This window comes from Neptunomonas sp. (genome assembly GCF_041601355.1).
GTDB lineage: Bacteria > Pseudomonadota > Gammaproteobacteria > Pseudomonadales > Balneatricaceae > Neptunomonas.
Genome location: NZ_JBFIIH010000004.1, coordinates 25,467 through 38,596 on the forward strand (window position 1 = coordinate 25,467; position 13,130 = coordinate 38,596).

Here is a 13,130-nt window from a genome sequence, read left to right on the forward strand (position 1 = left end):
ATGAAGCCTCTGGCATCAATCCTGATACTGCAGACGATCTGGTCGATCAGCCTGAGCTTATGCCTGAGACGTCGTCAGAAGAGCACCTGGCCGCACCGCCGCAAGAAAAGCAACCTGAATCGTTGGCAGATATTGATAAAGCAGAAGTTGATACTATAAAGGTGAAGAACGGTAATGTCTGAGGATCGGCATAAAACAGGCCTCATCGCACGCATACTGGCGATTTTTATGAGTGCGTTGTTTGCTGTTATTGCCGTGGCTGGGTATCAGCGCACTGGTGATATCGTGCAGTTGCTGGTCTTTTTGGGGGTTTCGGCGCTCTCTTATATCGTTATTATTTATATTTTTAAAGGTATCGATAAGCTGTTAGATAGTGTTGATGACCGCCGGGACAATGATTAATTTGTAATAAGGGTATAAGCATGCAAGCAGGGCAGCAGAAAGTCGCTGTGTTAGGCGGTGGCAGTTTCGGAACTGTCATCGCAAATATAATGGCAGAGAAGGGGATCCAGGTATCGCAATGGATGCGGGACTCAGCCCGGGCGGAAGAAATAAATCAGCAGCATATTAATTCACGCTACCTTCCGGATTACCCTTTGTCGGTATCGTTGAAAGCGACGACTGATATTGAGTCAGCGGTTAAAGATGCTTCGCTTGTGTTTGTCTCCATTCCAAGTCCGAGTTTTCGTTCTGTTGTACGCAAAGCAAAGCCATTTCTGCATGCGGGGCAAATGGTGATCAGCACAACTAAAGGTATTGAAGGCGATACCTTTAGTTTAATGAGTGAAATACTTAAGGATGAACTGCCGGGCGCAAAGGTAGGCGTATTGAGTGGCCCTAATCTTGCGAAAGAGGTTGCTCGTCACCAGCTCACGGCGACAGTTATCGCCAGTGATGATGAAGCGCTACGCTCTGAGGTTCAGGTTGCATTGCACCAGTCCTATTTTCGGGTATATGCCAGTACTGATATGTACGGCGTAGAACTGGGTGGCACATTGAAAAATATCTACGCGATTGCGGCAGGTCTAAGTGCAGCACTGGGTGTGGGTGAAAATACTAAAAGCATGTTAATAACCCGAAGCCTCGCTGAAATGAGCCGTTTTGCAGTGAGTATGGGAGCCAATCCTATGACATTTCTCGGGCTGGCCGGTGTGGGGGATCTGATCGTGACCTGCATGTCCCCATTAAGCCGCAATTACCGCGTCGGTTATGCCTTGGGTAGCGGTAAAACTCTGGATGAAGCGGTAAAGTCTCTGGGTGAAGTTGCCGAAGGTGTTAACACGATTCGTATCATCAAAGCTAAATCCGATGAGCTGCAGATCTATATGCCATTAGTTTCCGGTTTGTATGAAGTGGTTTTTAATGGCGCGCATGTTCAGGAGGTCGTTAAAGCGATGATGCTGAATGAGCAGAGTTCTGATGTGGAGTTTGTGTTACCCAGAGATACGCTGTCGTGTTAATCCTGATGCGCCACGGAGAGGCAAGCTGGGATACGTATAGCGACGATAAGGGGCGTCAGCTCACGGCGAGTGGAGTTGCGTTTGTCGGGCAGCAGCGGGTACGTTATCAACCACAGCTCGCTTCGGTTCAGCGGGTTATCAGTAGTTCTTATGCGCGCGCCAGGCAGACCAGCGCCTTAATGCTGGAAGGTATGCCTGGTGTTGAGTGGGTGATTGATGACCGTTGGTCGCCCGAGGCTTCGCTGAGTGACGCAATGGATTCTCTGGAAGAGCATTGGGTTGAGAATCTGCTGGTTGTTACGCATCAACCTATTATTGGTTATGCAGTCTGTTTTCTTCTGGAGGGCAATACCTGTTCTCCTGAGCCCTTATTACCCGGGCAACTGGTCACGCTTAATCTTCTTTGGCCGGGAAGGGCCTCTGCTATGCGCTTATCCTTATAATTTCTAAAGCTTTATCGTTACAGCTCTGCTACTTTATTAGCTATGAATGAAAGACAATTCCAACTTGATGATTTAACACTGCATGCTCTGGAGTCGGGTGTCGGGCAGGATAAAGTTATTGTTGCGCTGCATGGCTGGTTAGACAATGCTGCCACTTATCATGAAATGCGCCAGCACTTCAGTGACTATCATTTTATCGCGTTAGATCTTATCGGGCATGGCTTTAGCGATCACCGCCCTGCATCAATGCCTTATTATATCTGGGACAATGTCAGTGACCTTTTGCGGGTGTTGGATCAGCTTGGTCTTGAAAAAGTCTCGCTGCTTGGTCACTCCATGGGTGCCAGCATTGCCACTTTATTTGCCGGTGCTTTTCCTGACAGGGTTGATAAGCTGTTGCTGATCGAGGGTCTGGCGCCTCTGGTATATGCAGAGGAGGCGTTACCGGCCTTGATGGCGGATGCTATTGTTAAGCGCCGTCGGATGAAATCTAAAAAACTCAGACCTTACCCTGATAAAGAAACGGCTATTAATGTGCGTATGCAAGGGCGCTGGCCTGTAAGCCGGCGGGCGGCTGAATGGCTTATTGAGAGGGGTTTAAAGCAGACGTTGGAAGGATATGTCTGGCGAAGTGACCCGGGATTGATGCTGCCTTCCCTTTTGCGTATGAGTGAAGCACAGGTGAGCGCATTTTTGCAGTCAGTGACCGCGCCGGTAACCCTTTATCTGGGTGATGCCGGAATACATGACGAATCCTGGCAGTCGCGTATCGCTCAGCTAGCCGATGTTAAAGTTGTCTTGTTGCCGGGCAATCATCACCTGCATTTGGAATCAAAGGCTGCTAAAAGTATTGCTGAAGATATCAAAAACGTAATTCAGTGAATGTTTTTTAGAAATCATGTTCTAACGGTTAAATATTAAAGGTTGTTTGCTTATGCGGTTAACAAGATTTGTTTCGATATTATTGCTAATGTGTTCTTCTATAGTCATTGCCGAAGATGATATTTCCGGGGCTTCTGACGATAGTTTGATTGAGCGGTTTCGCGGATCATGGATCGTTAATTATCAGCCTCCATTGTTAACGGATTACTCCCTGCCCCTTGGTGGCGTTGAGAAGGTTAACGGTGTTGAAAGGCTTGAGCGTGAAGAACGTATTAGCGGCTACCTTAAGCGTATCAGTTATCGTGTCCCTGACGGCAATACGACGCGTACTGTGTTTAATGATTTCAAAGAACAGCTGGACAAGCTGAATGCAGAGATGCTTTTTAACTGTCATGGGCGTGCATGCGGTAGTAGTAATTATTGGGCAAATGATATTTTCGGATTTTCTAAACTCTATGGTGTTGAGCAGTCACAGTATGTTCTGGCAGCCCGGTTACCTGGTGTCACGGCCGTTATTTATGTGACTGAGCGGGGTAATCGCAGAGTTTATGCGCATATTGATTTCATTGAAACCGATGCGGCAGCACGTATGGTCGCGACGATAAAGGGCAAAGGTTATGTTGAATTGTCAACGAATGCGCTGCCTGATACGGAGCTGCTGAAAAAGTTGGTTGATCAACTGAAAAAGCACACCCTTGATATCGCTCTTGTTGTGCATCACCAAGGAGAAACCTTAGCAACTGCCAGTGAGCTGGGGTTATCGAAAGCGGACGAGTTACGACAGTTGCTTTCAATGCATCAAATATCCGGGGTAGAGGTGTTCTCTGTGGGGGCGCTTGTGCCCTCGGTACTTAATCAGAATCAATTGACAGTGGTGCTGGTTTCCGGCGCGTCATCGTTATGACAAGTGTTTCCTTAGTGCTCGGCAGTGGTGGTGCGCGTGGCTACGCTCACATCGGTGTTATTGAAGAGTTAAAGGCCAGAGGCTATCAGATTAATTGTATAGCAGGCAGTTCGATGGGCGCTTTGATCGGGGGTTTGTACGCGTCGGGTGCGCTGGATACTTATAAAGAGTGGGTTGTTGGTCTCACCCGGTTGCAGATTTTGCGTTTACTGGATCTGACTTTTGGTATGGGAACTATTCGTGGCGACCGGTTATTTCAAAAAATAAAGGAGATGACCGGTGATCCGACGATTGAATCTTTGCCGATTCCCTTTACGGCTGTCGCGACAGATATAGTTCATCAAAAAGAGGTGTGGTTTCAGCGAGGTTCCTTACAAGCGGCGATTCGGGCTTCGGTGGCGGTACCGGGTGTTTTTACTCCGGTGATTGATGCGCATAGGGTCTTAGTGGATGGAGGGGTTCTGAATCCTCTACCGATCACGCCAACAGTTGCCGCGCACTCTGATCTGATTATTGCGGTGGATTTGAACAGTAGCCCTGTGATTCCTGAGATTAACCTTCCTCAGGTTGATGACGTGTTGGTGGCGAGTTCGCCAGATAACGGAAGTGTTGCCGCATTATTGCATGGTGAAGGTGGCAGCGAAAATAAGCTGAAACTAGATAGCAATCTGGATGTAATGATGAGTGCGCTGGAGGTGATGCAGGGGGCGTTGACTCAATATAAAATAGCGGGTTATCGGCCGGACCTTTTGATAAATATACCGACTGAGACTTGCCGCTTTCATGATTTTCATCGAGCCAGTGATGTTATTGCTGTGGGTCGTAAGTTGGCTGCTACCTGTTTGGATAAATTGGAAAAAAAATTATCATAATACTGCTGTTATAAATGACTTGCATAATATGAGTTTTATAACAGCAGAAGTCGATCAGACTTGCTCAGGAGTAAGTCTGATCAATCAGTAAAGTTGATATAGAGATGCCGAACATAGAAAGGCAGGCCTTAATCAACTTAACTTTACTTAGCATAGTAATGAAAGAAACTCGGCTCGTGTTTCAGGTTTTGATCTGAAAGTACCCAGCATCATGGATGTTTTCATTGAGCCGTTTTGCTTCTCAACGCCTCGCATCATCATGCACATATGCTTAGCTTCAATAACTACGCCAACACCTTTTGCGCCTGTCATTGACATAATCGCTTCTGCAATTTCTTTTGTCATATTTTCCTGAATTTGCAGACGGCGGGCATACATATCTACAATGCGAGCAATCTTGGACAGGCCAATGACTTTGCCATCAGGGATATAAGCAACGTGAGCTTTTCCGATGAATGGTAGTAAATGGTGCTCACACAGTGAGTATAGTTCGATATCTTTTACCAACACCATTTCGCTGTTATCAGACGGGAAGAGAGCATTATTAACGACCTCTTCCAGGTTTTGGTGGTATCCGCGGGTCAGGTAAGCCATTGCTTTAGCAGCCCGGGCGGGTGTGTCGAGCAGACCTTCACGATTCAGGTCTTCGCCTACCTGTTCGATAATGGTAGCGTATGCTTTTTCCATCATTTGGGAAAATCCCCAGTAATATGTATTAAAAAGCATGCTAACTTACGCGAACAAGACACTTAGGTAAAGTGGCTAGGGCTAATTTATTGCTTGTTTTGTTTTATCAGTATGTAGAGTGCGCCAGAACCGCCATCTTTAGGCTGAGCGGAGCAAAACGCCAGTACTTGGGAGAGTTGTCGCAGCCAGTCATTGACGTAGGATTTAAGTACGGGTTGCTGGCCTGACTGGCTAAAAGCTTTGCCGTGGATGACCATGACAGAACGCATGCCCTGACGTTGAGCATCGCGAATAAACAAGCTCAGCTCGTCACGCGCGGTATCTACGGTCATTCCGTGCAAGTCAATACCTGCTTCCCAGGGAATATGACCTTTACGGAGCCGTTTCATCATGCTGACTTGTATACCGGGAGCCGCGAAGATTAGTTCTTCATCGGACTCAACAATCGCTACAATTTCACTGGATAAGCCATCAATGACTTGGTCTATATCTGCTTCAGCCATGGAGCGGTGGTAGGCGCGTTGTTTGTCTTTACGAATCGGGCCATTCGTCCGCACCACGGTTTTACCCTGCTTAATAGGTGAAACATCAGCCATCATCTCAGTAAAAGATAACTCTGCTTGAGTCTTGCCGGAGTTTATTTTGTCAGACATAGCACCGCGCACATGAATTCATTAAACTGTCAGATCGAAACCTAATCAGATGCGGGTATTATCCCGATAGTTATGCTGATTGATCAAGTGCGGATGACAACTGAATTTAAAACATTTGATTCGGGCGTTATAATAAGCCAGCAGAATTAATAAGAGAGAACATGAACTAATGTCGGGCAATAGTTATGGGAAGTTGTTTACAGTCACGTCATTCGGTGAGAGTCATGGGCCAGCATTAGGGTGTATTATTGATGGTTGCCCTCCTGGGATAGATATATCAGAAACTGACTTACAGCATGATCTGGATCGTCGTAAGCCTGGTACATCGCGTCATACTACTCAGCGTCGTGAAGCCGATGAGGTGAGAATCCTCTCAGGTGTTTTTGAAGGTAAAACGACCGGAACCTCTATCGGTCTATTGATTGAAAATACCGATCAGCGTTCTAAAGATTACTCTAATATTGCTGAAACATTTCGTCCGGCTCATGCTGACTACGTTTATACGCACAAATATGGTTTTCGTGATTATCGTGGCGGTGGTCGTTCATCGGCGCGGGAAACAGCGATGCGTGTGGCGGCAGGGGGGATTGCTAAAAAATATCTGGCAAGTAAAGGGATAGAGATTCGCGGTTATTTATCACAGTTAGGCCCGATTGCTGTTGATCCGGAAAAGTTTGATTGGGATCAGGTGGAGCAAAACGCATTTTTCTCACCGGATGCTGATGCTGCCGCACAGATGGAAGTCTATATGGATGACCTTCGTAAAGAGGGTAACTCTGTGGGTGCTAAAATATCTGTCGTGGCCTCCGGGGTACCGGTAGGACTGGGTGAACCGATCTTTGATCGCTTAGATGCCGAATTAGCACATGCTTTAATGAGCATCAATGCGGTTAAGGGCATCGAAATTGGTGATGGATTCGCAGTAGTTGCGCAAAAAGGTACTGAGCATCGTGATGAGATGACGCCACAAGGCTTCCTTTCCAATCATGCGGGCGGGATTTTGGGGGGCATTTCAACCGGCCAGGATATTATTGCGCATATAGCTTTGAAGCCAACGTCTAGTTTGAGGTTGCCGGGCCGCAGCATCAATATTAATGGTGAGCCTATTGAAGTGGTGACCAAGGGGCGTCACGACCCTTGCGTTGGCATTCGTGCTACACCTATTGCTGAGGCAATGATGGCTATCGTGTTGATGGATCACTTTTTACGTCATCGTGCTCAGAATGCCGATGTTAAGTGCAGTACCCCTGTTATAAAGGGATAAAGGGGTGAGGCCTCTTAATTTGCGGTGAAGCCTCTTAATCTGGGGTGAGGCCTCTTAATTTTCGGTGAGGCCTCTTAATCTGGGGTGAAGCCTCTTAATTTGCGGTGAAGCCTCTTATCAAGGGGTTAAATAATTTTATTTTGAGTGCTCAGTTTTGGCTGGGCATTTGTTTTTTTAGCTTAACTCAATAATTTGCTGTTCCGGATGGAATGCAGGTTGATGACATATTATGCAGTAAAAGGCGGATTTAAACTGATGACTACTACCTTTCTTGAAACACTTTATGATGGCTACGGACAGTCTTACGCAATCGAAGAGGTCTTGTTCGAACAGCAGACGGATTCCTGGCATCTGATCATTTTCCGCAATAAAGAGTTCGGTACAGTCATGGCGCTGGACGGTATTATTCAGACAACAGAGCGTGACGAGTTTATTTATCATGAAATGCTGACGCATGTGCCTTTGTTTGCGCATGGCGCGGCAAAACGTGTGTTAATTATCGGTGGTGGGGATGGCGGAATTCTGCGTGAAGTCCTGAAACATCCCGAAGTTGAGCATGCGACACAGGTGGAAATTGATCAGTCTGTTATTGATATGTGCAAAACCTATCTGCCAAAGCATTCTGATGGCGCTTATGATGATCCGCGTGCCAATATAGTGATTGCAGATGGTATCGAGTTTGTTTGTGAAACCAATGAAAAATTTGATGTTATTATTTCTGACTGCACAGACCCTGTAGGCCCTGGCGAGGTGCTTTTTAGTAGCCGTTTTTATGAAGGTTGCAAACGTTGCCTGAATACAGGAGGTGTCTTTGTGGCACAAAATGGCGTGGTCTTCATGCAGGTAGGCGAAGTGCAGACAACGCGCCGACGTCTACGCCCTTATTTTGCAGATCAGACTTTCTATTGTGCTGCTGTACCCACCTATATAGGGGGCAACATGACATTGGCATGGGCTGCCGATGATGCGGCTCTGCGTCAGGTTGATCTTGATACATTGAAACAGCGCTTTGTTCAGTCAGGTATTAAGAGTCGTTATTATAATCCTGAAATGCATGTGGCTGCTTTTGCTTTACCACAGTATGTGGTCGAAGCATTAGACGAGGTGTAGCAGTCAGCAGATTTTTACAAAAAAACGCATCCAAGTGATGCGTTTTTTTATGGGCGGAGAGTGGCTGAGGGGTGATTCAGATCAGCTAATGACTTCTTAAACGGGTTCATTCGGCGTTTATTCTCTCGTCCTCATGGGACAGGTGTTGTGTTTTTTCTGTTAGTCAGGTTTAGTTTGATCTAATACAGCTAAAGTGAATATTTAAATGCAAAAGAATGCATCCAGGCGAGCATCGCGATCCTTCATTGATAGAGCGGTAGCCTATAGTTTGTCGGGAAGTTTGCCGGTACTGATTATTGTGTTGTCCTTATTCATGGGGGGCTTGGCATTAAATTTCACCGCCCGCGAAGAAGAGCCTCAGATTGTAGTGCCGATGGTCGATATTAGCGTACAAGCGCCGGCAATGTCCGCTCAGCAGGTAGAGCGTCAGGTCACTTTTCCACTCGAAAAATTACTCGCTCAAATACCCGGCGTTGAGCATGTTTATTCACGCTCAATGAGTGGCCAGGCGCTGGTAACCCTGCGCTTTTATGTGGGGGAAGATCGAGAAGACGCCATTTTCAATACCTATAACAAACTTTATTCCAATCAAGACAATATTCCGGCGGGCGTCAGCACCTGGCAAGTGAACCCCATTGAGGTCGATGACGTTCCTATTTTAATGCTCGGTTTGTGGACGGATTTAAGCGAGCCTTTGGTCAGCGATTATCAATTAAAGCGGGTCGCCGACGAGTTTGCCAATTACCTGCAAGCCATCACCAATACAAGCGAAGTGAAAGTGGTGGGAGGTAGAGCCCGCAATATTCGCATCTTGCTGCAACCGGAAAGCCTGGCTGCCCGCCAAAGTACGGCAATGGATGTATTGCAGGCCTTGCAGCTTTCCAATGTCCTGAAGCGAGCGGGTTATTGGACCTTGGCGCAATCCTCGGTGCAATTAGAGTCTGGTGATGTGCTGCGTGATTTAAAGAGTTTACAACAACTGGTTGTTAATGTTGTCGATGGTGTGCCGGTATTCTTGCAAGATGTCGCCAGTATTGAGGATGGCCCGGAAGAAGCCAATAGTTATACCTGGATTGATTTTGCCGCTACTAAGCAGGGTGAGCCGCAGTCGGCTGGCGGAAGCTACCCCATGGTCGCCCTGAGTATTGCTAAAAAACCGGGGAGCAATGCGGTGACCGTTGCGCAAGAAGTGCATGCTTTAATTGATGATCTGAAAGTTCAGCTGTTACCCGGCAATGTTTACATTGAAACCTTGCGGGATTATGGTCAAACCGCCAATGAAAAAGTGACCAACTTAACCAATAGTTTGTTATTTGCGGTTTTTACTGTCGTGGTTTTTATTGCCATTTTCTTGGGGTGGCGACCTGCGGTGGTAGTCGGTATTGCAGTGCCCATAAGTTATGGCGTAACTCTGGCCCTGGATATGGCATTTGGCTATACCATTAATCGCGTCACCCTGTTTGCAATGATTTTATCCCTTGGATTATTGGTTGATGATCCCATTACGGGTGTCGATAATATTCAGCGCTTTTTAAAAAAGCACGCTACTGATCCTGCTCAGGATAAGCTAGCCAGAATTCAGGAGGCCATTGCCGAGATTAAAATACCGCTGATTATGTCGACCATTACCATTATTCTTGCATTTATTCCTTTGGCTTTTATTACCGGCATGATGGGGCCTTATATGGCACCAATGGCTTTTAATGTACCTGTTAGCGTTATCGTTAGTACTTTGGTGGCCTTTTTGGTAACGCCGTGGCTCGCTAGGAAAATTTTGCGGGTACATTCTTCATCAGAAGATGGTTCATCCGCTAATGGGCTTGACCCTGAGACGGCAACTGGCTTGTACCGTTTTTACCACAAGCTGTTGATGCCGTTTTTTACCAGCCGTCGGAAATCTAAAATATTTCTTTGGACGGTACTGCTGCTTTTTATCGCCGCAGCTATGTTGCCAATGATGCGCTGGGTTCCGTTGAAGCTGCTCCCTTTTGATAATAAGAATGAAGTGCAGGTGATCATTGATATGCCAGAATCTTCGACGCTTGAGCAGACGGCTACTATCGCCAAACGAATATCCCAGAAATTACTAAGATTTAATGAAGTTGAGGCCGTCGCGAGTTTTGTGGGCGTGCCTTCTCCTATTGATTTCAACGGTATGGTTCGTCATTACTACCAGCGCCAGGCACCTTATCAAGCGGATCTCAGGCTGACCTTATTAGACAGAACACTCCGGGAGCACCAGTCGCATGCCGTGGTTTTACGGATGCGTGAGCATTTAGCGGTGTTTTCCGCGCAGCAATTAAAGCAACCGGGCTTGCGTTTGACAGTGGTTGAAGTGCCTCCGGGTCCACCGGTGTTGAGCACCCTGGTGGCTGAAATTACCGGCTCTGCATTGACCTCTTATGAAGACCTTCAGGCCGCCGCCAAATTAGTAGAGGCCCGTTTGCAGCGAGAGCCTTTTGTCGTTGAGGTCGATACCAGTATTGAAGATGCGCAGACACGTTTACGCTTTGAAACTGATAAAACGCTGGCAGCGCTTTCAGGTATTTCTACCCAGGATGTTAACCAAACCTTGATGTTGGTAACCAGGGGTATTGAAGCAGGGTATTTTCAGACAGATCGAGAGACCGAGTCCTTGCCCATTATTTTGCAACTCCCGTTAGCTGAAAGAAGTGCGCTGCAAGATATTGAGCGTTTACAGGTAAAAGGGCGTGCCGGCGTGGTCAAAGCCAGTAGTCAGAACGGTTTGGATAGCGTGCCGCAACCCTTAGTTTCTTTAGGGGAGTTGGGTGAATTTATTACGTTGCAGGAAGATACATCTATTCAGCATAAGAACTTACAACGAGTGGTTTATGTCATGGCTGAGTTATCCGGCCGCACCCCCGCTGAAGTTATTGCGGATGTAAGTGCCGATCTGAATACTGCGTCAATAACAAGTAATGCCAATGAAGTTACAGCATGGCAAGAGCGAAACTTTATTGAAGTATTTCTTGGCAACGCACCAGGAGATAGCTGGCATTTACCGGAAGATGCGCAGTTGAATTGGGGAGGCGAGGGTGAATGGTTAATCACGATTGATGTATTCAGAGATATGGGGTTGGCCTTTTTGTTTGCCTTGGTGGGTATCTTTTTGGTGCTCAAGCTTCAAACAGATTCGACTCGTTTAGCTTTAATTATCATCTCAGCCATTCCGTTAACGGTGATTGGTATAATGCCGGGTTTTGCGATTTTGAATCTTTTTGGTGAGCGCATGGTGGCTGGGTCGCCCGATCCTGTACTGTTTACAGCTACCGCCATGATAGGGATGATCGCTTTAGCCGGTATTGTTGTCAGAAATTCGCTTATTCTGGTTGAATTTATTACTCAGGCAAGAAAGCAGGGCGCGCCAATAAAAGATGCCTTAGTAATGGCAGGAGCCGTAAGAATGAGGCCGGTACTGTTAACGGCAGGCACCACGATATTAGGTAATTTGGTTATTATTCTGGACCCGGTCTTTAGTGGTTTAGCCTTGGCCATTATTTTTGGCATTATCGCTTCAACCTTATTTACTTTGGTGCTGGTGCCCATTGTTTATTTTTTAGTATTTGATTCGCCCCAAAGTGAGCTTATCGAGAGGGAAGATCAACATGCAACACGCTAAGTTGTTACTAACGAAATACTTTGTGCCTTTATTCACGGTGCTTATTTTGGGACTGGTGGTCGCATGGCTGGCAGGTAGTTTTGATAAAAAAGAGGCCCTGGGTTTAAGGGAGAAAAGTCTGGCCCCGCTGGATCTTGATCGTTTATTTGAGGTGAAAACTACGACAGTTGAAGTCTTAGAGCCTGTACCAGCGACGATTGCTGCCAAACAAACAGCGCTCATTTCAGCACGTATTCTGGCGCGTATCGAAGATATAAAAGTAAGTGCTGGTGATTATGTGAAAAAGGGCCAAGAATTAGTGCTCATGGAAAGAGCGGATCTGCAGTCACGAGTGTCACAAGCGCAAGCACAAATTAGCTCGATTGAAGCGCGTTTAAAAGAGGCAAAACAAGTACTGGGCCGTTCACAGGAATTAAATAAGCGTGGCTTACTTGCCTTGGCGCCTCTGGAGGCTAATCAGGCAAACTACGCCAGTTTACAAGCCCAAATGAAAAGCGCACAACAAAACTTAGTTGAGGCTGAAACGGCTTTAGGGTATGCCACGGTATTGGCACCTTTTGATGGTTTGATTGTCGATAGGTTGGCCGACCCCGGCAGTACGGCACAGCCTGGTTTGCCACTATTATCTTTGTACAACCCTGCTTCGGTAAGAGTTGAGGCGAATGTCAGAGAGGGGCGAGCCATTCAGCTGCAACTGGGGCAAACCTTAAAAATGGAGATTCCATCTAAAGGGCTATCCCTGACGGCCGTAGTTGAAGAATTAGTGCCAGCCGGCAATGTTGCTTCGCGGACTTTTTTAGTAAAAAGCCAGATCAGTGATATTGATGGCTTATTGCCCGGATTGTACGCACGTTTATTGGTTCCAGCCGGAACTGCACAACAAATTTTAGTGCCGAAAGAGTTTGTGGCGGAAGTCGGCCAGTTAGATATTGTCTGGGTAGTAAATGCCTTACCCGAAGGCGCGCGCATTGAAAAGCGTTTTGTGAAAACGGGCTTGGGTTATCAGCAAGGTATGGTTGAGATTGTATCAGGCCTTAAGGGAGGCGAGACCTTGCTTCAAAAGCGCTGAGTGATGGATGAGTTAGTTGAACCGAACAGCAAGCATTGAGTACAGGTTTGCCGTTTAAACGAGGCAAGAGGCATTAACCACTTGAGGGGGGGGGGGGTGAAAAACACCGAAAGCAGCTTTGTATCGCTACGTTAGTGTCTATGGCT

Annotated in this window: 12 protein-coding genes; 10 read left to right on the plus strand and 2 right to left on the minus strand. The window is 46.8% G+C overall.

The annotated features are described in order from the left end of the window. Nucleotides 1-174: 174 nt before the first annotated feature. The 6 genes from ABY436_RS01230 to ABY436_RS01255 are packed head-to-tail and all read left to right on the plus strand — an operon-like array spanning nt 175 to nt 4,561. Nucleotides 175-402 (plus strand): hypothetical protein, encoded by a 228-nt coding sequence (locus ABY436_RS01230; RefSeq protein ID WP_372737207.1) that lies wholly within the window; start codon nt 175-177, stop codon nt 400-402. A gap of 20 nt (nt 403-422) precedes the next feature. Further along, nucleotides 423-1,460: an NAD(P)H-dependent glycerol-3-phosphate dehydrogenase gene (locus ABY436_RS01235; protein WP_372737208.1), complete on the plus strand. Its 1,038-nt coding sequence runs from the start codon at nt 423-425 to the stop codon at nt 1,458-1,460. Beyond that, entirely contained in the window at nt 1,454-1,903 is a 450-nt protein-coding gene (locus tag ABY436_RS01240) for a phosphoglycerate mutase family protein (RefSeq protein ID WP_372737209.1), read from the plus strand. Before ABY436_RS01235 ends, ABY436_RS01240 begins: the two co-directional genes overlap by 7 nt. A gap of 42 nt (nt 1,904-1,945) precedes the next feature. Continuing rightward, complete coding sequence (locus tag ABY436_RS01245; protein WP_372737210.1) at nt 1,946-2,785, plus strand: alpha/beta fold hydrolase; 840 nt, start codon at nt 1,946-1,948, stop codon at nt 2,783-2,785. Between the two features lie 52 nt (nt 2,786-2,837). Continuing rightward, on the plus strand, nt 2,838-3,689 hold the full coding sequence (locus tag ABY436_RS01250) for a DUF4892 domain-containing protein (protein ID WP_372737211.1): 852 nt from the start codon (nt 2,838-2,840) through the stop codon (nt 3,687-3,689). Beyond that, a complete protein-coding gene (locus ABY436_RS01255; RefSeq protein WP_372737212.1) occupies nt 3,686-4,561 on the plus strand; it encodes a patatin-like phospholipase family protein in 876 nt (291 codons plus the stop codon). The genes ABY436_RS01250 and ABY436_RS01255 overlap by 4 nt, the downstream gene beginning before the upstream one ends. A 147-nt stretch (nt 4,562-4,708) precedes the next feature. Here ABY436_RS01255 and folE read toward each other — a convergent pair whose 3' ends face one another. After that, a complete protein-coding gene (folE, locus tag ABY436_RS01260; RefSeq protein ID WP_090728711.1) occupies nt 4,709-5,248 on the minus strand; it encodes a GTP cyclohydrolase I FolE in 540 nt (179 codons plus the stop codon). Between the two features lie 86 nt (nt 5,249-5,334). Beyond that, nucleotides 5,335-5,901 (minus strand): Smr/MutS family protein, encoded by a 567-nt coding sequence (locus ABY436_RS01265; protein WP_372737213.1) that lies wholly within the window; start codon nt 5,899-5,901, stop codon nt 5,335-5,337. A gap of 169 nt (nt 5,902-6,070) precedes the next feature. Here ABY436_RS01265 and aroC point away from each other — a divergent pair, with 169 nt between their 5' ends. The 4 genes from aroC (at nt 6,071) to ABY436_RS01285 (ending at nt 12,984) form a co-directional block, all read left to right on the plus strand. After that, complete coding sequence (aroC, locus tag ABY436_RS01270) at nt 6,071-7,165, plus strand: chorismate synthase (RefSeq protein WP_372737214.1); 1,095 nt, start codon at nt 6,071-6,073, stop codon at nt 7,163-7,165. 255 nt (nt 7,166-7,420) lie between these two features. Beyond that, a complete protein-coding gene (gene speE / locus ABY436_RS01275; protein WP_372737215.1) occupies nt 7,421-8,275 on the plus strand; it encodes a polyamine aminopropyltransferase in 855 nt (284 codons plus the stop codon). 205 nt (nt 8,276-8,480) lie between these two features. Then, nucleotides 8,481-11,915: an efflux RND transporter permease subunit gene (locus tag ABY436_RS01280; protein WP_372737216.1), complete on the plus strand. Its 3,435-nt coding sequence runs from the start codon at nt 8,481-8,483 to the stop codon at nt 11,913-11,915. Beyond that, a complete protein-coding gene (locus tag ABY436_RS01285; RefSeq protein ID WP_372737217.1) occupies nt 11,902-12,984 on the plus strand; it encodes an efflux RND transporter periplasmic adaptor subunit in 1,083 nt (360 codons plus the stop codon). Before ABY436_RS01280 ends, ABY436_RS01285 begins: the two co-directional genes overlap by 14 nt. Nucleotides 12,985-13,130 lie beyond the last annotated feature (146 nt).